The following is a 23,857-nucleotide window of genomic DNA, read 5'->3' as shown; positions in this document are numbered from 1 at the left end:
TACCTAGGGTCTGATCACCCGTTTGTCCGTCACGATCGCGGTGATGAGATCGTGCGGCGTCACGTCGAAGGCCGGGTTCAACGCCTGGGTGCCCTCAGGCGCCACGCGTACACCTCTGACCGTCACGACCTCGTCCGCCCCTCTGTCCTCGATCTCGATGTGCTCCCCGGTGGGGGTGTTCTGGTCGATGGTGGACTCGGGCGCGACCACCACGAACGGCACCCCGGCGCGCTCCGCGCCGAGCGCGAGGGCGTACGAGCCGATCTTGTTGGCGGTGTCGCCGTTGGCGGCGATGCGGTCGGCGCCGATGAGCACCGCGTCCACCTCGCCCTTGGCCAGCAGGTACGGCCCCGCCGAGTCGGCGATGAGCCGGTGCGGCGCGCCCATCCTGGCCAGCTCCCAGGTGGTGAGCCGGGCGCCCTGCAGCAGCGGGCGGGTCTCCAGCGCGAGCACCTCGGTCAGCCGCCCGCGCTCGTGGAGCGTCTGCACGACGCCGAGCGCGGTGCCGCGTTCGACGGCGGCCAGCCCGCCGGTGTTGCACACGGTCATGATCCGCAGCCGGTCGCCTTCGAGCAGGTCGGCCCCGCGCTCCCCCATGGCCACGCAGGCGGCGATGTCGTCGTCGCGCACGCGCAGCGCGGCCGCGAGCACGGACGCGCGGCCTTCCCGCAGGTGGGCGGCGGCCCGGTCGACGCCCCACGCGAGGTTGACGGCGGTGGGCCGGGCGGCGCGGAGCCTGGCGATCTGCGCCGGGTCGCCGTCGGCCAGCACCACGCCGAGCGCCCCCGCCACGCCGAGCGCGGGCGCGCCGCGCACGGCCAGCCGCCGGATGGCGTCCACCAGTTCGTCCACGGTCTGGATGCGCAGCGTCACGCACTTGTCGGGCAGCAGTGTCTGGTCGACGAGCTCGACGGCGCCGTCCACCCAGTCAATGGTCCTCACACGGCAAACTGTACGTTTTTACCGCTCGGCGAGGACGATCACCGAGTCGCCTTTGTTCAGGACGATGGGCTCGGACTTGTCGGGATTGAGGACGATGCCGTAGTGCGGCGGGTCGTTGCGCGCCAGGGCGTTGCGGTAGCCGATGGCGGTCTCGCCCCTGCGCCTGGCCGACTCCACGACCGTGGAGAAGTGCACGCGCGTCCCCGTCTTGACGTAGGAGCCGGCGGGCCTGGGGTAGATCTCCGAGCCGCGCGAGTCGAACAGGTAGCCGAACACGTCCGCCAGGTGCCGGTTCTCGGCGAGCTGCGCGAGCAGCAGGCCGATGACGGTGTCGCTGATCACGATGTCGTCGGCCTCGGTGACCTCGGCCAGGGCCCGGTTGTTCTCGTCGTGCATCTCGCTGACGATCGAGTAGTGCTCGCCGAGCGTGCTCTGCATGTCGCGGAGCTGGAGCAGCGTCATGAGCGTGCGGGTGTCGGCGTGGTGGGCGGCGAAGCGGTCGTCGGAGAGCACGATGACGTGCTGGAAGAGGCCGACGCCGAGCGACTCCAGCGCGTACCTGTCGGTGGTGTCGCAGTCCTTGACGTTCACGGTGAGGTGGCGCAGGCCCGCCAGGCCGGTGCCGGCCTTGGGGTGGTCTGCGGCGATCTCCAGCACCGAGCCGGGGGCCACGTAGCCGTCGAGGTAGCGGACGATCTGCTCGGCCCGGCCGTTCCAGTTGAGCAGGAGCGTGCGCTCGGGCTCGGTGGGCGGCGCCTCCGCCTCGACGACGGCGGACTCGTCCATGGACGGCTTGCCGGCGGCCAGGCGGATGTGGGAGTCGTCGTGGGCGATGACGATGACCTCGTCGTCGGCCTTGATGACGGTGTCCATAGGCGGGTTCAGCACGACGCCGGTCGGCCGGCGCAGGCCGATGACGGAGGCGGTCTGGTACGCGTGCAGCGCATCGCCGTACGTGATCCCGATGAGCTTCTTGGGCGTGCGCAGGTAGATCTCGCCGCCGTCGAAGTTCAGCAGGTCCATGCAGACGACGGACATGCCCGACTGGCGCGAGGACTGCACGATGAGCCGGGAGGCGGTGTCGTCGGAGTCGACGAGGTGCACGTCCTCGCCGCCGGCCAGGCGGGCGGCGGCGATGTTGCGGCTGGAGGTGAGCCCGGCGACCACCGGCGGGTGGACGCCGCGGCGCTTGGCCAGCGCGAGCAGGATCTTGATGACGTGCGCGTCCGGGTCCTCGCCCTCGGGCGAGAGCACGACGATGGAACGGGCGGTGGCCAGGTTCATCATCGCGAGGTCGCGCGGCTCCGTGGGCCGCCCGGTGCGGCAGACCAGCCGGGTCCTGCCGAGGTCCCCGACGGCCTCGCGGATGTCGTCCTCCATGGCCAGCTTGTCGCGTTCGGCGAGGACGGCGATGACCGAGCCCTTCTGGCTGGCGTGCGCCTTGACCAGCTCGGCCACGATCGTGAACACCTGGTCCGACCAGCCGAGCACCACCGTGTGGCCGGACTCGACGATCCGCGAGCGTCCCCTGCGCAGGCGGTCCACCTTCTGCTTGAGCCCGTTGGACAGCAGACCGACGAGCATGCTGACGATGAACAGGCCGCCGATCGACCCGGCGAACATCACGGCCATGTACGCGGTCGAGCCCTTGTCACTGGCGAGCTTGCCCGGGTTCAGCGCGTGCATGAGCGCGATCCAGAGCACATGTCCGGGGCCGTTCACGCCGTCGGGCTCGTTCGGCGCCAGCCAGAGCGTGAGCCCGGCCACGACCACGATCAGCCCCACCGAGACCACGGCCAGCCAGCCGATCAACGAGGCGGTTCCCCTGGACATGGTGTTGTCGAACCAGTAACGCGCCCTTTCACGGAACGTCGCCTTCGACACTTCCCCGATACCTCCGCTTAAGGTGTGATTTGCCCAACGCTCCAAGGTACCGGTGGATCTTCACAAGCGCATGGCGACCGGTAACGTATCGGCCATGGCGAGCCCCCTGCTACCGGACGACCCGCCGTCCCTGGGCGGGTACATCCTGTCCGGCCGGCTCGGGGAGGGCGGGCAGGGCGTGGTCTATCTCGCCCACACCGCCGCCGGCGAACCGGTCGCGGTCAAGCTGCTGAGCACCGGCGACCAGCAGACGCGGGCCAGGCTGGCGCGCGAGCTGGACGCGCTGGAGGGCATCGCCTCCTTCTGCACCGCGCGGGTCCTCGACGTCTCGGCCGACGGGCCCCGGCCGTTCGTGGTGAGCGAGTTCGTGGACGGCCCCTCGCTGGCCGACCGGGTGCGCGAGCGCGGCCCGCTGCGCGGCGGCGACCTCGAACGCCTGGCGGTCGGCACGGCCACCGCCCTGGCCGCCATCCACGCGGCCGGGATCGTGCACCGCGACTTCAAGCCGGCCAACGTGCTGCTCGGGCCCGACGGGCCCAGGGTGGTGGACTTCGGCATCGCCCGGGCCGAGGGGGCGGCCACGATGACCTCCGGCCTGATCGGCACCCCCGCCTACCTGGCCCCCGAGCAGATCAGCGGCTCGCCCGCCTCCCCCGCCTCCGACGTGTTCGCGTGGGCCTCGTCGATGCTGTTCGCGGCCACGGGCACGAGCCCGTTCGGCGCGGACACCGTGCCCGCCGTGCTGCACCGGGTGCTCCACGCGGAGCCGGACCTGTCGCCGCTGCCGCCGCGCCTGCGCGGGGTGATCGCGTCCTGCCTGGCCAAGGAGCCGTCGCGGCGGCCCACGGCCCAGCACCTGATGATGTCCCTGGTCAACCCCAACGCCCCGCAGGGCCCTCCGGCGGCCCCTCTCCCGCGGGACGCCGCCGTACCCGAGGGACTTCGCACGGGGCCTGGCCCCCAGGCCGCGATCACCACCCAGGGGACGGGGCGCCCCCGCTCGCGGGGCGTGCTCATCGGCGGGCTGGCGGGCCTGGTCGCCCTCGCCGCGACCGTCGTCACGATCCTCTCCGTGAACAGCACCCCGACCCCGCTCGCGGACCAGGACGACAGCTCCCCCTCGGCCACCCCTCCGGCCACCCCGCCCTCGACCCCACCGGCCACCCCGACGGCGTCCGCGGGCAGCGCGACGCCCACCGCCTCCGGCGGGAAGCTCAAGATCCCCGCCGCCTACGCGGGGACGTGGACGGGCCGGACGGAGAGCACCAACCCCATGGACACCGACGGGGCCGAGAACACCGTGGTGCTGAAGCCGGGCGCGACCACCGCGCAGTGGAGCGAGAAGGACGCCGGCGCGAGCTGCCGCGGCATGATCATCCTGACCCAAGTGGAGGCGTCGCGGCTGACGTTCTCGCTGGAAGCGATGGAGGGCGGCTGCATCCCGGGCACCGTCTGGCTCGCCAGGCAGGGCGACGCCCTCTCCTACACCTGGCGGGACGAGCCCGGCCCCGGCATCGTCACCCAGACCGGCACTCTGAACAAGAGCTAACCGATACCACGAATTTTCCGCAAAACCCTTCGACATGTGACGGCTGAACGCTGGATCATTAACGTTATGTCTGTGATGAGGGAGGTGCCGTTCCCCAGCCGGGAGTCTTCAGAGCTCCCCATGAACATCTGGATCGACGATGCCGACTCCGCGATCGACGTCATCGACGCCTTGGCGCTGTCGCCGTTCGCGACGGGTGCGCAACCGTGGTCCCGCCTTGCCAATCTGGAGCGCGTGCGCCCTGACGCCCCGCTGAGCCCGGCCGACGGCCGCCTGCTGCGCACGGCGCGGGTCGAGGACGGCTCGGAGTCGCGGCTCATCGCCGGCGAGGGCTGGACCCTGCGCGTCGTGCGTCACCGCAACCGCACGGCCACCGTCAGCGTCACGGCCGTGGACGAGGATCTGGCCAAGAGCGTGCTCGCGCAGAGCATCGAGGGCGCCGAAGAGGCCATGCCGGAGGTGGACCACGTCGAGATGGGCTTCTGGTGGCGCGGCATGCACGGCGGCACCCGCTCGGAGAAGCCGATCACCGCCCAGCCCTGGGACGAGATCAACAAGAACTACTCGGCCAAGGTCCGCCCCGCTCTCGACCGGCTGATGTCGATCACCCCCGCCGACGTCAACGGCCGCCTGATCCTGCTGCACGGCGAGCCGGGCACCGGCAAGACCACGCTGCTGCGCACGCTGGCCAAGCAGTGGCACGACTGGTGCCAGGTGGACTGCGTGCTCGACCCCGAGCGGCTGTTCAACGAGCCGGGCTACCTGATGGAGGTGGCCGTCGGCTACGACTCCGACGAGGACACGCAGCGCTGGCGGCTGCTCGTCCTGGAGGACTGCGACGAGCTGATCAGCTCGGGCGCCAAGGCCCAGGCGGGCCAGGGGCTCTCGCGCCTGCTCAACCTGACCGACGGCCTGCTCGGCCAGGGGCGGGACGTCCTGGTGGCGATCACCACCAACGAGGACCTCGCCCGTCTCCACCCGGCCGTCGTCCGCCCCGGCCGCTGCCTGGCGCAGGTCGAGGTCGGGCCGCTGACCAAGGACGAGGCCGTCACCTGGCTGGGCTCCGCCAACGGGGTGAGCGCGTCGGGCGCGACGCTGGCCCAGCTGTACGCCCTGCGCGCGGGCCGCGAGTTCACCCCGCAGCCAGGCGACGAGTCCACGGGCCTCTACCTCTGACCGGTGACCGGCGCGCCGGCCAGAGGCGGTCGCGTGGCGGTCACGTGGCGGTCACGTCAGGTAGGTGTGCAGGCGGCGGGCCTCGCGGACGAAGTTGTTCGACGCCCGCCGCTCGGCGATCTCCGCCACGCAGGGCACCGGCCCCCGCGCTCCGGCCCACCGGGCGGCGCGCAGCGCGAACGCGAGCACCTGCGTGTGCCGGGTGTGCGGCCGTTCCTCCGGCCCCGGCAGGAACACCGGCAGGAACCCGGTCATGATCCGCCACACCTCCCACTGCGCTCCCTGCTCGGCCGCGCTCTCCAGGGTCTCGAGGACCGGGCCGGGCTTGAACCACGTCCTGCGCAGCAGCAGTCCGAGCTGCCGGCCGATCCCTTCGGCGTCCTCGTCGCCGCGCGCCGCCAGGTCCACCACCAGGCGCGCCCGCACCACGGGCAGCTTCGACCAGGACGGGTCGGCCAGGAAGAACGCCACCACGAGCGCCATCCCCTCGCCCCACGGACCGTCGGCCAGCGCGAGGGCGTACGCCTCGGGCGGCCTCGCCCCCTCCACCGGCCACCCGTACATCAGGTGCGGGACGAAGTGCTGCGCGACCACCTCCCGGTGGGACGGCAGCACGTACGGCCACCACGGCAGCAGCCCGCCCTGCCCTGCCCGCCGCCGGCCGGGCTCGGTGAACAGCTCGTCGACCAGCGGCAGCCCTGTCGGCGCCACCCGGATCCTGGGCTCCAGATCGGGGGTCCGGGTGCCGGCCGGATCCCGGTCGTCGCGGTATTCGCCGCCGGGGTCCAGCCGCCCGGAGGCGAGCCAGCCGACCTCCGTGACCGGCTCGGGGCGGCCGCCGTCCATCCACCGGGCCGCCGCCCGCCCCGCCTCCGAGGTGAGCAGCCGCGCCCGCGCCACCACCTCGGGCGCCACCTCGCGCGGCAGCCGCAGCAGCGCCTGCTGCAGGTCCGCCGGCAGGGCCTCGGCACCGCGTCGCTCGTAGCCCGCCAGCCGCGCCACGAGCTCCGCGGCGTCCACGTGCCCGGTGCCCTCGGTGGGCTCGGCCAGCAGGTACGGAGGAAGGACGCCGTCCTGGAGCGCCGAGTGGACCTCGGCCCACCGCCGCAGCAGGAACAGGTGCGGCGCCGACACCGCGCCGCCCAGGGGGCCGCCACGGGGGCCGCCCCGGGGCAGGCCGTCAGCCGCGGAGCCGCCCGTCAGGATCAGCCGGGCGATCTCCTCGCACCATTGCCAGACGTCCAGCCACGGCCGTTCGTGCGAGCGGGCGCCCAGCCGCCACTCCGACAGCCTCGCCACGAGCCCGTCCCGGTCGTCGTGGAGCAGCCGCACGACGCCCGCCAGCCACAGCTCGGCGGACTCCCATCCGCCCCCGCACGGTCCCAGCTCCACGGGCGCGGTCACCGGCCCGGGGAACGCCTCGGCGAAGCGCGGCGCGGGCAGCGGGGCTGGTGTGAAGGGCTCCGGCGGCTCCTCGGCGGCCTCCCCGCCGAACACCGCCACGAGGGTCTCCCCGAGCTGGTGCGGCAGCAGCCCGAAGGAGTCACGCAGGGCCTGCGCCCCCACCGGCGTGAACCGTTTGGCGTGCTTGACCGCGATCCGCACCGCCCGCCCCTGCACGTCGGCGGACTCGCAGGCGAACGCCGACCCCAGCGCGGGCGCCAGCTCGTCGAGGTCGCCCGGCCAGGCGCGGGCGACGGCGTCGAGCCAGGTCAGCCCGGCCGTCACCAGCTTGCGCTCGGCCCTGAACAGCAGCGCCCGCACCGCCTCCGACACGTCCGCGCGGTCCAGGTGGTCGAGCCCGCGCAGGTGGCGCAGCGCCACCTCCGCGACGGGCCCCGGCGCGGCGGGCAGCAGCCGCAGGTAGTCGGCGGCGTGCTTGCTCACCTCGTCGGGGGTCGGCTGGAGCAGCTCGTGCAGGCGGACGAAGAAGCGCAGGTCGGCGGCCTCACCACCGCGCAGGAACCGCCGTACGCACCCGTCGAGCAGCAGGTCGCGGCGGCCCTGACCGGCCAGCCTCTTGAGCGCGGCCAGCCAGGTGCCGCGCGTCAGCGGCTCCGCGCGCTCGCCCCGCAGCACCGCGCCCACGCCCTCCGCCTCGAAGAGCCGGGGAAGGAGGTGGTCGAGCAGCGGGTCCTCGCGGACGGGCGGCCGGCGTACCCAGGCCACCACGAGGGGGTCGTGCTCGGGCGGGACCACGCCGGTGCGGCACAGCATGGCCAGGGCGAGCGCGTCCATCTCGTCCGAGCGGCGGCGCCGGCGGGGCGCCGGGCGCAGCCGCAGCGCGGCGCGGGTGGCGAAGTCCTCCTGCCACGCGGCCGGGCGGGCGGACAGGACGCGTTCGAGGATCGCGGCGGTGGCGCCGCTCGCCTCCCCGCGGTCCTGGAACTCGCGGCGGTTGAGCCAGGCCACGACGGCCGCCGCGCCGCCGATGGTGGCCGCGCCCGCGACCCGCAGGGAGTCGGCCCAGTTCTCCTCGCGCTCGAGCGGCCAGGGCGGGTTCCAGGGGGTGTTCCACTCCCAGCGCTCGTACTCGTGGACGGTGCGGCCGGCGCGCTCGGCCCGGCGCACGTGCTCGCGCCAGGCGGCCTCGCTCTCGCGCTCCCGCCTGGCGACGCGCTCCAGCTCCCGGCCATGGGCCCGCTCCTCGGCCACGGCGACGTGGGCGGGAAGCAGGGCGGCCACCTCACGGCGTTCGCGCTCGCCCAGGGCGAGTACGCGTTCGGCGACCCACTGCGGGTCCCCGGTGTCGATGGCCGCCACCACCGTCTCCCATGCGGTCACGGAGCGACCTCTACGGCGACGCGGGCGGCGATCCTGGCCGCCAGCACGTGCTTGCACGGCCCCCGCGAACCCCGGTGGTCGAACCACCACGGGCACGTGCACTCGCCGTCGGCGATCCGCACCCGCCGCACCCCGCCGTCGGTGGTCACCTCGGCCGTCTCCCCGAGCAGCCGTACGGCGCCGGAGTCCACCAGCGCGCGGGCGGCCGTCAGCCGGGGGTTGAGCTCCGCCACCTGGTCCCTGTCGTAGGGCAGCTCGCGGTGGAAGTGGGCCGCCTCGTGCAGGTCGTAGCCGACGCGCCCGGCCGTGCCGAGCTGGGTGAGCGCGGCGCGTACGCGTTCGATCGGAAGCCCGGAACGGTCGGCGAGCAGCCCCAGCTCGACCGTGGGCTCGAAGTTGAGCAGCATGCCCACCACGTCGGCGTCGTCCGCGGCCTCGTCGGTGGCCAGGTCGGACAGCACCGCCCCCTCGCCGGAGAACCCGCGCCACGGCTCGGGCGAGACGGCCAGCGTGTAACGCATGCCGGGCAGCTCCAGCTCCCAGGCACTGGCCGTGGACGAGCCGTCGGCGGGCCCGTACACCCTCAGTGCCTTGGCGAACCTGAGCAGCGGCAGCAGCGTGGCCACCCGCCCGGTGCCCGACAGGCAGACCCCGCCGCGCGCGGGGCCGGAAGCCACGCGCAGGTCGCGGCCCGAGGGGACGGCCCAGACGGTGGAGCGGGCGCCCTTCGGCAGGGAGCGCAGGAAGCGCACGGCGTGCGGCCCGGCCAGCTCGGCCCGCAGGTCCCAGCCGGACGCGATCACCTGCACCTCCGCGAACCCGCGCAGCCACCGCGACGGCAGCGGCACCTTCTTCTCCACGACCGCGCCGTCGAGCGTGGTGACCGTCAGCTCGTCGGGGCCGACGCCCAGGTGGAGCGGATCCCTGCCGCCCACCCTGGCCAGGGACTCGCGCAGCGGGCCGTTGACGTCGACGTTGGTGGTGCCCCGGTCGAGCACGTCGCCGTCGAGCTCCAGCACGTCGAGCCGGGCATAGACGCCGCCGCACGCCGAGAACGACTCGAACCTCAGCCGCCCGCCGTCACACGTCACCACCGGGTCGCGGGTCCAGCCCGGCCTGGGCTGGTGGTAGCGGGCGAGCGCCACGTCCGCCACCGCGAGCAGCCCGGCCGCGGCCGGAGCCGCGTGGGTGAGCAGCCCGCTGAAGAAGCGCGGGTGCGTCTGCGGCCCCGATAACGCCGTGCCACCGGAGGTCGAGAGACCGAGCCTGCCGTCGGTGAGCGTGGAGGGGCCCGCGTACGAATATGCCTGTACCGCCTGAGTCATGCCCCGAACCATAGAGATCACCACCGACACAAACGGGGCTGGTACGTAAACCATCCGATGTGTGACACGGGGTGCGAAACCACAATATGGCTGATGCTCACCGTCGACCTGGCCCGCGTCGCCTTCACCCGCTTCGCCGTGCCCGCGGGTTCGCCGCAGGCGGGCTCGTGGGCGAGCGCGGAGCAGCGGATCGGCTTTGCGGCGACCCAGCTCATCCCCTCGTGGACCGCGCGCACCCCGCCGGGCTCGTGGATCGAGGTGACGCTCCGGGCCAGGACCGAGCGGGGCGATCTCACCAAGTGGTACGTCATGGGCCGCTGGTCGGAACACGGCACCCCCCGCACCTCGGTGCCCGGTCAGGGCGACGAGGACGGGGACGTGGCGGTGGACACCTTCGTGGCCCGGCGGCCGGTCGTGGCGTACCAGGTGCGGGTCGCGGCGCACGGCGGGGACGCGCGGGTGACCGGGCTGGGCGTGATGGCCTCGGCCGTGCCGCGCCGCCCGGTCGAGCCGAGCCCCTTCGGCGCCGCGGGGGCGGTGGAGCTGGCGGTGCCCGCGTACTCCCAGCACGCGCACGCCGGGCACCACCCGCAGTGGGACGGCGGGGGTGTCAACTGGTGCGGCCCGACCTCGGTGGCCATGGTGCTGGGCCATTGGGGCCGCGGTCCCGGGCCGGCAGAGCTGGCCTGGGTGGGGGGCGGCGACCCGGCCCCGTCCGTGGATCACGCGGCCATGGGCACGTACGACGAGAGCTACCAGGGCACCGGCAACTGGCCGTTCAACGTGGCGTACGCGGGACGCTACGGCCTGGCCGGGTTCGTGACGCGGCTGCGGTCGGCGGTGGAACTGGAGGCGTTCGTGCGGGCGGGCGTCCCGGTGATCACGTCGCAGTCGTTCAAGGCGGCCGAGCTGCCCGGCTCCTGCTACTCCACCAGCGGGCACATCCTGGTCGTCACCGGTTTCACCGTCGAAGGCGACATCGTCGTCAACGATCCCGCGGCTCCCGATGACGCCTCGGTTCGAAGGGTCTATCCGCGGGCAGCGTTCGAGAACGTATGGCTCAGGAGCTCGGGCAGCGGGGGCATCGCGTACATCCTTCACCCGCCTGACCATCCACTTCCTCCATGTACGAATGGCAATTGGTGACTTGATGAGCATTCGACCGATCGACGTGGCCCGTACCGACGGCGGCCCGCAGTGGGTGGAGGCGGTGGCCACGCCCTCCGGCGTCGAGGTCTGGTGGGACGAGCCACGCCCGGCCGAGGGCGGGCGCCGCTGCGTCGTGCGCCGCCTCCCTGACGGCAGCCGCGTGGACGCCCTGCCGCCGGGCTGGAACGCGCGCAACCGGGTGATCGAGTACGGCGGGCGCTCCTGGCGCCCGCTCCCGGGCGGCGGCCTGGTCTTCACGAACTGGGCCGACCAGCGCCTCTACCGCCTCGAGGGATCGGATCCGGTGGCGATCACCCCCGAGGGCCCGTACCGCTACGCGGACCTCTACCTCCCGCCCGGCCTGGACGAGGTGTGGGCGGTCCGGGAGACGGACGGCGTGCGGGATCTGGTGGCGGTGCCCCTGGACGGCGGCCCGGTCACGGTGATCGTGAAAGCCCAGCACTTCCTGATGAACCCCCGCCTGTCCCCCGACGGCCGCCACGTCGCCTGGATCGGCTGGGACCACCCGAACATGCCCTGGGACGGCACCGAGCTGTGCGTGGCCCCGCTGGGCGAGGACGGCACGGCGGGCGCGTACCGGGTGGTCGCCGGCGGCCCCGAGGAGTCGGTGGCCCAGGCCGAGTGGCGCGACGACGGCAGCCTGTACGCCGTGACCGACCCCACCGGCTGGTGGAACGTCCACCTCGTCCCCCTCGACGGCTCCCCCGCCACGAACCTCACCCCGGTCGAGCAGGAGTTCGGCGCCGCCGCGTGGAAGCCGGGCATGACGTACCTGGACATCGCGGACACGGGCGAGCTCGCGGTCGTGTACGGCACCCCGGACCTGCGCCGCCTGGGCGTGCTGAACCCGAAGACCGGCGACATCAGGGACATCGGCGGCACGGCCACCTACTGGTCCTCGACCGTGTCGGTCGCGGGCGGCAAGGTGGCGGCCGTGGGCGCGACCCCGTACACGCCGCTGGAGGTCACCCTCGTCGACCTCGCGGACGGCACCCACGAGGTCGTGTCGCCGCGCAAGCCGCTGCCGGACCGCGACCTGCTGCCCACGCCCGAGGCCGTGACCATCGAGGGCGTGCACGCGCACCTCTACCCGCCGACCGGCGGCCGGAGCGGCCCGAACCCGTACGTGATCTTCGTGCACGGCGGCCCGACCGGCAACCTCCCGGTCGTGCTCGACCTGGAGATCGCGTACTTCACCAGCAGAGGGCTCGGCGTGGCCGTGGTCAACTACGGCGGATCGACCGGCTACGGCCGCGCCTACCGCGAGCGGCTGCGCCACGAGTGGGGCGTGGTGGACGTGCAGGACTGCGCCAGGGTGGCGCGCGGCCTGGTCGAGATGGGCCGGGCCGACGCCGCGAAGATCGCCATCCGCGGCGGCAGCGCCGGAGGCTGGACGACGGTGGCGGCGCTCGTGCACAGCGACGTGTTCGCGGGCGGGGTCGCGCACTACGCGATCACCGACCCGGAGAGCTGGGCGGCCGAGACGCACGACTTCGAGTCCCGCTACCTGGACGGACTGGTGGGCCCGCTGCCCGAGACCCGCGACCGTTACACCGAGCGCTCGCCGCTCCTGAACGCCTACCGCGCCTCGGGCCCGTGCCTCATGCTGCACGGCCTGGAGGACGCGATCGTGGACGTGAGCCAGGCCGAGCGATTCACCGCTGAACTGGACAAACATGGCAAAGAGTGGGCCTTGCTCACCTACCCCGGCGAGCAGCACGGCTGGCGCAGGGAGGAGACTATCGTCTCGGTGCTGGAGGCCGAGCTGGCCTTCTACGGGTTGATCTTCGGCATGGAGACTCCCGAGGTGCCGCCTTTGACACTGAAGGGGAGAGCGTGAAGAGCGTTGCCGAGATCTGCTCGGATCTGATCAGGTTCGACACCACCAACCCGGGCTCCGGTGAGCGGCCGGCGGCCGAATACGTCGCCACGCTGCTGGCCGACGCGGGGATCGAGCCGGTGGTGTTCGAGTCGGCTCCGAAGCGGACCACCGTCGTGGCCAGGATCGACGGCGACTCCCCCGACGCGTTGCTGATCCACGGCCACCTGGACGTGGTGCCCGCCGACCCGGCCGAGTGGCAGATGGACCCGTTCTCGGGGGAGATCGTGGACGGCTGCGTGTACGGGCGCGGCGCGGTCGACATGAAGGGGTCGTGCTCGATGACCCTCGCGACCGTGCTCGACCTGGCCGCTCGCGGCGTGCGCCCGAAGCGTGACCTGGTGCTGGCGTTCCTGGCGGACGAGGAGGCGACCGGCGACTACGGCTCGCGGCACGCCGTCACCGAGCACCGGGAACTGTTCGACGGCGTCACGGAGGCGATCAGCGAGTCCGGCGGCTTCAGCGTGGCCTCCGGCGAGCACCGGGTGTACCCGATCGCCGTCGGCGAGCGCGGCACCGCCTGGATGAAGCTCACCGCGCACGGCGTGGCCGGGCACGGCTCCCGCCCGCCGGTGGACAACCCGGTCGCCACGCTGGTGCACGCCCTGTCGCGGGTGGCCTCCCACCAGTGGCCCGTACGCCTGACGCCGCCGGTGGCCGCCCTCATCCAGAGCCTGTCGGAGATCATCGGCCGGCCGATCGACCTCGACCGCCTCGACGAGGAGGCCGCCCGGCTCGGGCCGCTGGGCGGCCTGTTCAAGAGCCAGATCCGCAACTCGGCGAACCCGACGATGCTCGACGCCGGCTACAAGGTGAACGTGGTGCCCTCCACGGCGGAGGCGCACGTGGACGGGCGTTACCTGCCGGGGTCGCAGGAGGAGTTCCTGGAGACGATCGACGCGCTGCTCGGGCCGAAGATCACCCGGGAGTTCGTCAACCTGGAGGACGCGCCCGACGCGCCGTACCCGTCGGCGTTCTTCGACACGCTGGCGGGCGCGCTGGTGGCCGAGGACCCGCTCGCCCGGCCGGTGCCGTACGTGATGGCCGGCGGCACGGACGCCAAGTCCTTCGCCCGGATCGGCATCAAGGGGTACGGCTTCGCGCCCCTCATGCTCCGGCCGGACCTGGACTACTTCGGGATGTTCCACGGCAAGGACGAGCGGGTGCCGGTGGAGGGGCTCGAATTCGGCACCCGGGTCCTCACCCGTCTCCTCGCCTAGCCCCTGGGCGGGCCGAACCACGTGGTGAGCGCGTCGGCGACCCCGTCGCGCCCGCCCGCCCACGCGACATAGCCGTCGGGCCGCACCAGCAGCACCTCGGCGTCCCCGTCGCCGGGCCCATCTCCGGGCATGGTCGAAGCGTGCGCCACCCGCACGCGGTCGCGGTGACCCGCCACGGCGGCGTCGAGCCCGCCGTCGCCGGGCGCCCCCTCTCCGTCCCCGCTCTCTCCGTCCGCGCCCTCGCCGGTCGCGTCTGAGAGGACCAGCACGAGGCCGCGCCCGTCCCGCAGCAGCTCGGCAACCGTCCGGGCCTTCGCGGGAGTCGGCTCCGGGACCGTCTCCAGGCGTGCGAAGGGGACCGCCTCCAGGCGCGGTGCGAACCGCCCGACGAGGGGGTGCGCCGAGCCGGGCGCGTAGTCCGTCTCCGTCCCGTCGGCCATCCCCGTGAAGTGCCGCTTGGCGTCCGGCAGCTCGATCACCTCCGCCAGCACCTCCCGCAACGCCTCCACCTGCGGCCCCGGCCGCATCAGCGCCACCTGGGCCCGGGTGTTGCGCAGCACCCTGGCCGCCACCGGGTGCCGTTCGGCGGTGTAGGTGTCCAGCAGCGCCTCGGGCGCGAGCCCCCGGGCCACCAGGGCCAGCTTCCACCCGAGGTTGACCGCGTCCTGCAGCCCCAGGTTGAGCCCCTGGCCGCCGATCGGCGAGTGCACGTGCGCCGCGTCCCCCGCCAGCAGCACCCGCCCCTGGCGGTACGTCCCCGCGTGCCGGGTGTTGTCGCTGTAGCGGATGCCGGTCTCCAGCCGCTTGACCACCACGTCGTGCCCCGTCACCCGCCGCAGGCTGTCCTCCAGCTCCTCGGCCGTCATCGGCGCGTCCCGGTCGCCGGGACCGCCGTCGAACTCGATGGTGGCGATCTCCCCCGGCACCAGCGACAGGTTCACCAGGCCGCCGGGGTGGCGCAGGGACGACGTCACGGCCTCGGCGGAGGCGAGTTCGGCCACGGCGGTCCGCCCCGTCATGGTCGCCGGCGTCCCCTCGAACGCGAACCCCGACCGCTTGCGCACCAGGCTCCGCCCGCCGTCGCACCCCACGAGGTACGCGGCCCGTACCGTCCGCCCGTCGGCGAGCGTGGCGACGGCGGCGGACTCGTCCTGCGCGACGTCGCTCACCGCGCACCCCTGCCAGATCCGCACCCCCATGCCGGCGGCCCGCTCGGCCAGGACGGCCTCCAGCCGGTCCTGCTTGAGCATGAGGTATTCGGCGTCTCCGGCCTCGCTCAGCAGCGGCAGCCCGCCGAAGTGCCCCCTGATCAGGCCCTCCTGGAGCAGCTCCACCATCATGGCGACCAGGTCGGCCCCGGCGGGTTCGCGGCGCGCGGCCAGCTCGTCGAGCATCGCCCACTGCTCCCCCGCCACCGGCTCGACCAGGTCGCGCAGGGCCAGCGACTGCACGGTGCGCGCGTTGAGCGAGCGCAGGCCGAGGCTGCGCGTCCGGCGCTCCTCGCCCGTGGCCGCCTCCAGGACCAGCGGGTCGGCCCCACCCAGCTTGAGCTCGCATGCCAGCAGCAGCCCGACCGGCCCGCCGCCGACGATGATCACGTCGGTCATCTCCGCTCCTCTACTTACGCAGTAAGCTTACGTAGTAAGTAGAACACATACACCGTAAGCTTTGTCAATCCGGGAAAGGAGCACCGAATGGCACGACGGGAGCCGCTGAACAGAGAGAGGGTCCTGGACGCGGCCCTGGAACTGGCCGACAAGGAGGGCCTGGAGGGCCTGACCATGCGGCGGCTGGCCAAGGCGCTCGGCGTCGAGGCGATGTCCCTCTACAACCACGTCTCGAACAAGGCCGACATCCTCGACGGCGTGGCCGAGCGGGTGTTCGAGCAGGTCGAGCGGCCGGACCCGGCGCTGCCGTGGCAGGAGCAGGTACGCGAGGTGGCGTTGAGCATGTACCGGGTGTTCAGCCGCCATCCGGCGGTGCCGCTCGCGCTGGTCACCGACCAGTCCAACCCGACCTCCGTACGGGCGCTGGAGCCGCTGGACGCGCTGGTGGGGGCGCTGTTCCAGGCGGGGTTCGACGACCTGGGCGCGTGGCGGGCGCTGACCGCCGTGAACAGCCTGGTGTTCGGGTCGCTGGTGCTGTCGACGGGCGGGTTCACCGGCGATCCCGGCGTGCACGCGGGCGAGCAGGGGGTCAGCGCGTACGTACGCGAGATGGATCCGGCACGGCTGCCGCATTTCAGCAGGCTGCTCCGAAGCACCCGGGAGGGCGTGGACCCCCTGGCGGACTTCGAGCAGGCCCTGGACATGCTGATCCACGGCCTGGCGGCCGAGGCCCCCAAATAGTGGAACAAAGCATTCCGTTCTGCTATGCTGAAAGCACCACGAAAGGGGGCTCACCAATGAGCGACACCACTGTCAGCGGCTGGGACATCCTCGACGGCTCGCACGAGGCGCTGCGCCGGGTCGTCGGCGCCGTGCCGGCCGGGGCCTGGCAGCTGCCGACGCCCTGCGCGGCCTGGAACGTCACCCAGGTCCTCCAGCACGCGGTCGGCGACCAGATCGGCTTCGCCGCCGCGCTGACCGGCGAACCCGGCCCCACGTTCAACCCGTTCGAGCCGTCGGGCGCGCCGGAGACGGACCCGACGGCCTTCACCGAGGACGCGCTGGTCCGCTCGGCCCGGGCATGGGCGGGCGTCGACCGCAGCGCCGTCGAGGTGCCGACGCCGGTGCCGCCGCACAAGATGTCGCCGTGGTCCGGCTCGACGGCGTGCGCGCTGGACGCCGCCGTGCACGCCTGGGACATCGCGGTCGCGACCGGACAGGCCTCGCCGCTCACGCCGGAGCTGGCCAGGCCCCTGCTGAAGGTGGCCATGGAGATCGTCGAGCCGCTGCGCGCCTGGGGCGCGTACGCCCCGGCGCTGGACGCGGAGCCGGGCGACGACGACGTGGCGGCGCTCCTGCGCTACCTCGGCCGCGACCCGCGCTGGACCCCCTCCTCCTGACCGCGGCGGATCAGGAGAACTTCGACTTCGGTCGCTCCTGGAGCTCGCCGTCCACGTAGATGTCGAGCTTCTCGTTGTAGAACGCGATCAGCCCGGCGACCTTCGCGCTCTCCGGCAGCGGCGTGCGGTACGACCAGGCCAGGTCCTTCTGGCCGTTGACCGTCCAGTATTCCGCCGTGCCCTTGTAAGGGCAGTGGGTGGCGGTGTCGGTGTGTTCCAGCAGGTCGAGCCGTACGTCCGTCTTCGGCAGGTAGTAGCGGGCGGGCAGGCCCGTCTCGAAGAGGATGCGCGGGCCGCGGGAGTCGGCCACGGTCACGCCGTCCACCTCGACCCGCACGTGGCGCGAGCTCGCCAGGATGTCCACCCGCGTGTACGGGTCGCGCGGGTGGAAGTAGACCTCCTCGTCCTCCTCGAACCAGGCGTCCATGGCGTCCCACTCGAAGCGGACGTGGCCGCGGATCTGCTCCAGCGGCGAGTCGGGATAGACGAGCGCGGCGTCGGCCGCCTCCGCCGTGCCCGAGGTGACGGTGTGGACCAGGCCGTCTCCCCTGCTCGGGGAGTGCTTGGTCGCGCCGGTGGCCTTGAGCGCGGACTCGTCCACGTCGGCCGCCGGGAAATAGTAGGTGGGGTAGTACGGGACCTCCCACACCAGGAGGGCGGAGGTGGAGTCGGCCACCACCCGGCCGCCGAGATAGGTCCTCACACGCTTGGCCGTGGGCTCGACGCGTACCCGGCCGCGGTTCGTGACATCCATGTCACCGCCAACCCCGGACGCGGCACCGCTATTCCGGTCCTGCGTGCGGGCGGCCGGGGCTCAGCTCAGTCCGAACGCGGCCAGCGTCGCCCACGTCGCGGCCGTGCCGACCACCGCTCCGACGATGACCTGGGGCCAGGTGTGGTGCGTGAGGCGTACGCGTGCCCAGCACACCAGCGCGACCACGGCGGCTCCGGCGATCGCGGCCGGCCAGGCGGGCAGGACGTGCGCGAACACGACGACCGTGCCCGCCGAGACGGCGGCGTGGAAGGAGATCTTCCAGCGCAGCGTCACCGGCACGGTGACGGCCAGCGCGACCAGCATCGCGGTCACGGTGGCGACGAGCAGGGTCGGGGCGCCCATCACCACCAGCAGCGCCAGCGCGACCAGCACGGCCGCCACGGCAGCGAGCAGGGGGCCGGTACGGCGGGCGCGGTCCACGATGTGGTGGGAGTCGAGGCGGCCTGTGCGCACGCCGGCCGCGATCACCGCCGCCGGCACGCCGCCGCAGATCGCCGAGGCCACCAGACCCCATGCCGCGCCGCTCCATCCCTGGGCCAGCAGGCCGACGACGGGCGGCATGGCGATCACCAGCACTTGGGGTGCCAGCAGGTTCGTCACGCGCTTCGCCACGAGGTCGGCTGTCATGTCACGAAAGAGTACGCGATCATGCCCGACCACCCCACCCACCCCTTCCACCCCACCCGCGGCCCCTTCGAGGGGCCGGTGGCGTGACGGATCCGTCGCCCCTCAGGCGCGGCACCACCGTAGGCGCGACACCGTCCCGGCACGCGGGTCGCATCCGGACGCGGCCCGTGAAGGACGGTGCGCTTGGTGGCGTGGGGAGCGGTGGTGGGACCGGTGGGCGCGCAGGGGCCGGTTGTCAGCCCTTGCCGGCCGCGTTCACGATCCGGGTGGTGGAGCGGCCGGGGATGGAGGCCATCTCCCAGCACTCGGTCCCCAGGATCGCCGCCGCCGCCGCGCGGGCGCCCGCGTGCGGGTCGCCGGCCGTGTGCGCGAGCGCCCCCGGCCGCATCGGGGCCAGGAGGTCGATGTAGTCCTCCGGCCCGTGCGCCTCGGGCGGCCCCGTCACGATGAAGACGCCGGTCACGAAGCGGAGCGCGGCCAGCACCTCGGCCCGCTCCTCCGCCGGGTTGAGCGGGCGGCTCGGCCCCTTCCAGGCCCGCACCCGGGGATCGTCCTCCACGCCGACGACCAGCGGCAGGCCGCGGTCGGCCACCGCGCCCAGGTAGCGCACGTGGCCGACGTGCAGAATGTCGAAGACGCCGGTCACGACCGCCGCCCCCACCCGGTCGTACGGTTGCACCCAGACGGCCTCCAGGCTGCTCACGCGACCTCCCACGCTCTCCCCTATAGGCCTAGACGACTCGTCGATCGCAGCGTACTCGGTCGGCGTCCGCGGTCGTGCAGCCGACCTCGGGCAAGGTCATTCCTACCTTTTCGCGATAATCTCCGGCCCCCTGTCAGCGCGTCTCATAACGTCACCGGATTTGGGGGAGGTCGCCGTGGCACCGCCGGACTTTCACAGCGTCGACGGAGGCGACTCCGGGGATCTCGTGGCCCGGCTCCCGGGCGTGCCGTCGCAGGTGGCCAGGGCCCGGGGGCTCGTGACGGCCGCGCTCGGCCGCGACCATCCCCTGTACGACGACGCCGCACTGCTCACCAGCGAACTGGCCACGAACGCGATCCTGCACACCAGGTCCGGGGCGGGCGGTTCGTTCACGGTGACTGTGAGCAGCTCGGAGACGGCGGTGCGGGTGCTCGTGTCGGACGCCGGGTCCGACGGGCCGCCGTGCGTGTGCCGTACGAGCGCGCAGTCCACCAGCGGGCGCGGCCTGCCGCTGATCGAGGCGCTCAGCCACCGCTGGGGCTTCACCCGCGAGGACGGCACGACGACGGTCTGGTTCGAGCTCCTGTGGTCCCACCTCTCGGCCGGGATGGCCGTCTGACTAGACGTCCAGGCGGCACAGGCCCTCGGCGAGGGCCTTGGTGGTCAGACGGGTACGGCTGTCGCAGCCGAGCTTGGCGAAGATGTGCTCCAGGTGGGTCGTCACGGTGCGGACGCTGAGCACCAGCGCGGCGGCGATCTGCGGGTTGGAGTCGCCGGCCGCCACCCGGGTCAGCACGTCCACCTCGCGCCCCGTCAGGTCGTACGGCAGCGGGCACGGCCGCTCGGCCACCACCGCGCCCTGGAGCGCCCCCTGGAACCCGACCCCCGCCCTGAGCAGCCGCAGCTCGTGCCAGCGCCCCTTGCGGTCGAGCCAGAGCCCGTGCCTGCTCAGCTCCCGCGAGTCGATGAACGCCCGGGCGAACGCGGCCATCGCCGGATCCTCCCGCAGCACGGCCGACGCCTCGTGACCCGGCACCTGGCGCCGCGTCCCCACCCGGTCGAAGGCCACCGCCCGGAAGTCCGGCGGCAGCCCGACCGGGTCGATGACGCACCTGGTCAGGTCGGTGACGTGGGCGAGCATCGGGCTGATCGCGACGACCAGCGCGCCCGTGAGCCGGGGGAAGGAGTCCTTCGTGGCCAGGTGGAGCAGCCCCGTGTAGCGGCCCTCGCTCAGGAACAGCGGCGCCGTCAGCCCCGCCCGCCAGCCGTAGGGGGCGAGGTGACGCCGGAAGTAGCGTGCGGTGCCCGGCTCCGGCATGATCACCGGCGCGCGGGTGGCGATGGCCCTGCGGCACGCCTCCAGCCCCGCGTATTCCTCGGCCGCGTCGTGGTCGATGCGGCGGTGGCCGTCGGACACGACGCTGTGGTGCCGCCCCGTGGCCGGATCGAACGCGACGAACTCGTAGGCGTCCACCGGGACCACCCGGCGCAGCGCCGCCATCGCCGCGTGGGCGCCGCCGCTGGCCGCGACCTGGTAGCCGACCTCGGCGAACGCCTGGAGCTGGCGGACGTCAAGGGTGATCTCGGCCACCGAGCCTTTATATCATTTGCCAAACCTTGAGGTCTTCTTGAAACTTTTTTTCACGAGCACCCGGACGCCCCGGTGAGGGGCCCACCGCCGCCGGGATCGGGGCGCCCCCAGGCTCGCCGCAGGGCGGCGAGCGGATTCGCGACCTTTGTTCCGGAGCTTGGAGATCGAATAGATAACGGCCCCTTCCCTCCGCGCATAACCGGCTCGTAAAGTCCGCTGCAACGCCGTGTCGGGGGAGGATGTGTCTTGACCGAGCTGAGCGACCGTGAGGCCGAGCTTGTTTCCGCGCACGAACAGGAACGCCCGGCGCGGCAACTCGGCGGGCCTCTGCGGCTCGGCGTGTGGATCGTGGGCGGGCTGCTGTCGGTTTATTCGCTGGTGGTGGTGTTCCGGCCGGTGGAGGCGTTGGAACACCGGATGACGTTCCTGGCGGTGGCGCTGCCGCTGGTCTTCCTCTGCTACCGGTCGGGCTGGTCGTCGTTCCTGCCACGGCTGTTCCGGCGCGGCACCGCCGCGAGCCCGCCCCCCGAAACACCGGCGGGCGGCGAGCCGGAGGGGACGCGGCGGTCCGAGCGGCCGTCCGTGGCCGACTGGCTGCTCGCCGCCGCCTCGCTGGCCGTGCTGGTCTATCCGCTGCTCGACATCGACGGGTTCCGCGATCGGGGCTCCGGCGCCGCGCTGACGGACCTCGACGTCGTGGCGGGCCTGGCGCTGACGGTGCTGCTCCTGGAGGCGGTACGGCGCACCGTCGGCTGGTCCCTGACCATCATCTGCGTAGTTTTCCTGATTTATGCCTATTACGGCGCATATTTGCCGATTGACTGGACTATCGGGCATCGCGGCTTCGACCTCGGCCAAATCGTGTCCCAGCTCTACACCGGCACCGAGGGCTTCTTCGGCGTCCCCATGCAAGTGGCCGCCAGCTACATCATCCTTTTCACGATTTACGGCGCCGTGCTCGACTATTCGGGCGCGAGCAAGTTCTTCATCGACCTGAGCTTCGCCGCCTTCCGCAAATCCCGCGCCGCCCCCGGCCGTACCGTCACCACGGCCGGCTTCCTGCTCGGCACCGTGTCGGGCTCCGGCGTGGCCACCACGGTCAGCCTGGGCAGCGTCGCCTGGCCGGTGCTGCGGCGGGCCGGCTATCCGAAGGAGCCGGCGGGCGGCATCCTCGCGGCCGGCGGCATCGGCGCCATCCTGTCGCCGCCCACGCTGGGCGCGGCGGCGTTCATCATCGCGGAGTATCTGAGGGTCAGCTACCTCGAGGTGCTCCTGTACGCGACGATCCCCACGCTCCTGTACTACCTGGGCATCTTCCTGGCCATCGAGATCGACTCGCGCCGCTTCAGCACCCACGCCGTGCAGGTGGACGCGCCCAAGGCGGGCAAGCTGCTGCTGCGCTTCGGCTACCACTTCAGCTCGCTCATCCTCATCATCGTGCTGATGGCGCTGGACCGCTCGGCGTTCCAGTCCGTGGTGATCGCCACCGCCATCGCGTTCGCGCTGTCGTTCCTCGACCCGCGGCACCGCATGGGCCCCAAGCGGGTCGGGCAGGCGCTGGCCAAGGGCACGCTGGAGGTGCTGCCGGTGACCGCGGTGTGCGCGGCGGCGGGCATCATCGTCGGCGTCATCACGCAGACCGGCCTCGGCCTCAACCTCAGCGCGATCATCGTGGACTTCGCCGCGGGCAACCTCGTGCTGACCACGCTCATGTCCGGCATCGCGGTCATGCTGCTGGGCCTGGCCGTGCCGGTGACCGCGAGCTTCATCATCGCCGCGGTGATCATCGGCCCGGCGCTCACGACGCTCGGGGTGACGCAGGCCGAGGCGTACATGTTCGTCTTCTACTACGCGGTCCTGTCGGAGGTGAGCCCGCCCACGGCGCTGTCCGCGGTCGCGGCGGCGGCGATCACCGGCGGCAACACGTACAAGACGATGATGATGACCTGGCGCTACACGCTGCCGGCGTTCCTGGTGCCGTTCGCCTTCGTGCTGACGCCCAACGGGCAGGCGCTGCTCGGGCAGGGGCCGATCGGCACCGTGCTGCTGATGACGGCCGTCTCGGCCGTCGCCGTGGCGGCCCTCGCGCTGGCGACCGGCGGCATGAGCGGATGGCCCGAGCGCGCGCTCGCGGCGATCGCCGCGGTGCTGCTGCTCTTCCTCGAACCCGTTCCCATCGTCGCCGGTCTGGCCGTCCTGGCCGTGGCCGTAGCCGTGCACCTCGTCAGAAGCAGGAGAAGGGACCCAGCGTGAAGCGGATCTTTGCGATAGTGGCCGTCGCCGTCCTGACCGCGGCCGGCTGCGGCGGAGGTGGCGCGGGCGGATCCGGCAACCGGCTGTCGATCGCCACGGGCGGCACGACAGGCGTCTATTACGTGTACGGCGGCGGCCTGGCCAAGCTGCTGTCGGCCAACATCCCCAACACCCAGGCCACGGCGTCGGTCACCTCGGCCTCCGTCGAGAACATCAAGCTGCTCGCCTCCGGCAAGGCCGACATCGGCTTCTCCCAGTCCGACACGGCGGCCGACGCGGTCAACGGCAAGGACACCTTCACCGCGAAGCAGCCCATCAAGGCCATCGCCCGCATCTACGACAACTACACGCAGCTCGTCGTCGCGCCCGGCGTCCGGGCCGCCAAGGTGGCCGACCTGAAGGGCATGCGCGTCTCGCTCGGCCCGGCCAACTCCGGCACCCAGGTCGTGGCCAGGCGGGTCCTTCAGGCGGCCGGGATCAACCCGGACAACGACATCACCAAGCAGCAGCTGTCGATCAACGAGTCGGTGCAGGCCGTCAAGGACGGCACGATCGACGCGTTCTTCTGGGTCGGCGGCCTGCCCACGGCCGGCATCACCGACCTGGCCACGAGCAAGCCGGACGTGAAGGTGCTCGACACGAGCGACGTGCTGACGACCATGCAGTCGACGTACGGCCAGCAGTACGTCGGCCTCGACGTGGACCTGTCCCTCTACAAGCTGTCCGGCTCGATCAAGACCGTCGGCATTGCGAACGTGCTGCTGGTGCCCGACAAGATGAGCGACCAGCTCGCCTACGACATCACCAAGACCCTGTTCGAGAAGAAGGCCGAGCTGGCGGCCGTGCATCCGGAGGCCAAGAAGCTCGACGTCATGCTGGGCCAGCAGGTGGCGCCGGTCGAGCTGCACCCGGGCGCGGCCCGCTACTACAAGGAAAAGGCCTGACGAGGCTGCTCGCGGCCCTCGCGACGGC

At 72.6% G+C, this 23,857-nt stretch carries 19 protein-coding genes; 10 read left to right on the top strand and 9 right to left on the bottom strand.

The genetic code is table 11. From position 1 onward, the window contains the following. Nucleotides 1-3: 3 nt before the first annotated feature. On the bottom strand, nt 4-942 hold the full coding sequence (gene mtnA / locus AB0J87_RS10580) for an S-methyl-5-thioribose-1-phosphate isomerase (protein ID WP_363964069.1): 939 nt from the start codon (nt 940-942) through the stop codon (nt 4-6). An 18-nt stretch (nt 943-960) separates the two neighbouring features. Further along, a complete protein-coding gene (locus AB0J87_RS10575; RefSeq protein ID WP_363964067.1) occupies nt 961-2,826 on the bottom strand; it encodes a potassium transporter TrkA in 1,866 nt (621 codons plus the stop codon). A 94-nt stretch (nt 2,827-2,920) separates the two neighbouring features. On the opposite strand from AB0J87_RS10575, the gene AB0J87_RS10570 reads away from it, so the two are divergent. Next, nucleotides 2,921-4,375 carry a serine/threonine-protein kinase gene (locus AB0J87_RS10570; RefSeq protein ID WP_363964065.1) on the top strand — a complete coding sequence of 485 codons (1,455 nt, stop codon included), beginning with the start codon at nt 2,921-2,923 and terminating at the stop codon, nt 4,373-4,375. A 66-nt stretch (nt 4,376-4,441) separates the two neighbouring features. Further along, nucleotides 4,442-5,551 (top strand): DUF5925 domain-containing protein, encoded by a 1,110-nt coding sequence (locus AB0J87_RS10565; protein WP_363964063.1) that lies wholly within the window; start codon nt 4,442-4,444, stop codon nt 5,549-5,551. 51 nt (nt 5,552-5,602) lie between these two features. Here the strand turns inward: AB0J87_RS10565 and AB0J87_RS10560 are convergent, their stop codons facing one another. Continuing rightward, the gene (locus tag AB0J87_RS10560; protein WP_363964061.1) at nt 5,603-8,335 is read right to left on the bottom strand and encodes a DUF6493 family protein; all 2,733 of its coding nucleotides are present in this window, start codon (nt 8,333-8,335) and stop codon (nt 5,603-5,605) included. After that, nucleotides 8,332-9,660, bottom strand: coding sequence for an SWIM zinc finger family protein (locus AB0J87_RS10555; RefSeq protein ID WP_363964059.1), 1,329 nt, complete (start codon nt 9,658-9,660; stop codon nt 8,332-8,334). Before AB0J87_RS10555 ends, AB0J87_RS10560 begins: the two co-directional genes overlap by 4 nt. Nucleotides 9,661-9,753: 93 nt before the next feature. On the opposite strand from AB0J87_RS10555, the gene AB0J87_RS10550 reads away from it, so the two are divergent. The 3 genes from AB0J87_RS10550 to AB0J87_RS10540 are packed head-to-tail and all read left to right on the top strand — an operon-like array spanning nt 9,754 to nt 13,929. Then, on the top strand, nt 9,754-10,806 hold the full coding sequence (locus AB0J87_RS10550) for a C39 family peptidase (RefSeq protein ID WP_363964057.1): 1,053 nt from the start codon (nt 9,754-9,756) through the stop codon (nt 10,804-10,806). Nucleotides 10,807-10,810: 4 nt separating this feature from the next. Further along, entirely contained in the window at nt 10,811-12,670 is a 1,860-nt protein-coding gene (locus tag AB0J87_RS10545) for a prolyl oligopeptidase family serine peptidase (protein ID WP_363964055.1), read from the top strand. After that, nucleotides 12,667-13,929, top strand: a complete 1,263-nt coding sequence (locus tag AB0J87_RS10540) for a M20/M25/M40 family metallo-hydrolase (RefSeq protein WP_363964053.1) — start codon at nt 12,667-12,669, stop codon at nt 13,927-13,929. The genes AB0J87_RS10545 and AB0J87_RS10540 overlap by 4 nt, the downstream gene beginning before the upstream one ends. On the opposite strand, the gene AB0J87_RS10535 is transcribed toward AB0J87_RS10540, so the two are convergent. Then, nucleotides 13,926-15,536 carry an FAD-dependent monooxygenase gene (locus tag AB0J87_RS10535; RefSeq protein WP_363964051.1) on the bottom strand — a complete coding sequence of 537 codons (1,611 nt, stop codon included), beginning with the start codon at nt 15,534-15,536 and terminating at the stop codon, nt 13,926-13,928. The two genes, AB0J87_RS10540 and AB0J87_RS10535, sit on opposite strands and share 4 nt — an antisense overlap. Before the next feature lie 87 nt (nt 15,537-15,623). On the opposite strand from AB0J87_RS10535, the gene AB0J87_RS10530 reads away from it, so the two are divergent. Next, nucleotides 15,624-16,277, top strand: a complete 654-nt coding sequence (locus tag AB0J87_RS10530) for a TetR/AcrR family transcriptional regulator C-terminal domain-containing protein (protein ID WP_363964049.1) — start codon at nt 15,624-15,626, stop codon at nt 16,275-16,277. 56 nt (nt 16,278-16,333) lie between these two features. Then, nucleotides 16,334-16,936, top strand: a complete 603-nt coding sequence (locus AB0J87_RS10525) for a TIGR03086 family metal-binding protein (protein ID WP_355192084.1) — start codon at nt 16,334-16,336, stop codon at nt 16,934-16,936. Nucleotides 16,937-16,946: 10 nt separating this feature from the next. On the opposite strand, the gene AB0J87_RS10520 is transcribed toward AB0J87_RS10525, so the two are convergent. From AB0J87_RS10520 to AB0J87_RS10510, 3 genes are all read right to left on the bottom strand, one after another. Further along, nucleotides 16,947-17,690 carry a DUF427 domain-containing protein gene (locus AB0J87_RS10520; RefSeq protein ID WP_363964046.1) on the bottom strand — a complete coding sequence of 248 codons (744 nt, stop codon included), beginning with the start codon at nt 17,688-17,690 and terminating at the stop codon, nt 16,947-16,949. Nucleotides 17,691-17,750: 60 nt separating this feature from the next. Further along, nucleotides 17,751-18,338 (bottom strand): hypothetical protein, encoded by a 588-nt coding sequence (locus AB0J87_RS10515; RefSeq protein ID WP_363964044.1) that lies wholly within the window; start codon nt 18,336-18,338, stop codon nt 17,751-17,753. A 235-nt stretch (nt 18,339-18,573) separates the two neighbouring features. Further along, nucleotides 18,574-19,041 carry an adenylyltransferase/cytidyltransferase family protein gene (locus AB0J87_RS10510; protein ID WP_350726598.1) on the bottom strand — a complete coding sequence of 156 codons (468 nt, stop codon included), beginning with the start codon at nt 19,039-19,041 and terminating at the stop codon, nt 18,574-18,576. 175 nt (nt 19,042-19,216) lie between these two features. On the opposite strand from AB0J87_RS10510, the gene AB0J87_RS10505 reads away from it, so the two are divergent. After that, nucleotides 19,217-19,660, top strand: coding sequence for an ATP-binding protein (locus AB0J87_RS10505; RefSeq protein WP_363964042.1), 444 nt, complete (start codon nt 19,217-19,219; stop codon nt 19,658-19,660). On the opposite strand, the gene AB0J87_RS10500 is transcribed toward AB0J87_RS10505, so the two are convergent. After that, complete coding sequence (locus AB0J87_RS10500) at nt 19,661-20,632, bottom strand: LuxR C-terminal-related transcriptional regulator (RefSeq protein WP_350726594.1); 972 nt, start codon at nt 20,630-20,632, stop codon at nt 19,661-19,663. It lies immediately after the preceding gene. 246 nt (nt 20,633-20,878) lie between these two features. On the opposite strand from AB0J87_RS10500, the gene AB0J87_RS10495 reads away from it, so the two are divergent. Together AB0J87_RS10495 and AB0J87_RS10490 are read left to right on the top strand one after the other, a co-directional pair. Next, on the top strand, nt 20,879-22,885 hold the full coding sequence (locus AB0J87_RS10495; RefSeq protein ID WP_363964040.1) for a TRAP transporter fused permease subunit: 2,007 nt from the start codon (nt 20,879-20,881) through the stop codon (nt 22,883-22,885). Further along, on the top strand, nt 22,882-23,829 hold the full coding sequence (locus AB0J87_RS10490) for a TAXI family TRAP transporter solute-binding subunit (protein WP_363964038.1): 948 nt from the start codon (nt 22,882-22,884) through the stop codon (nt 23,827-23,829). Before AB0J87_RS10495 ends, AB0J87_RS10490 begins: the two co-directional genes overlap by 4 nt. Nucleotides 23,830-23,857 lie beyond the last annotated feature (28 nt).

It is taken from the genome of Nonomuraea sp. NPDC049625 (assembly GCF_040675285.1).
GTDB lineage: Bacteria > Actinomycetota > Actinomycetes > Streptosporangiales > Streptosporangiaceae > Nonomuraea > Nonomuraea angiospora_A.
The sequence above is the reverse complement of the archived record's forward strand: the minus strand, read 5'-3'. Positions and strand labels throughout refer to the sequence as shown.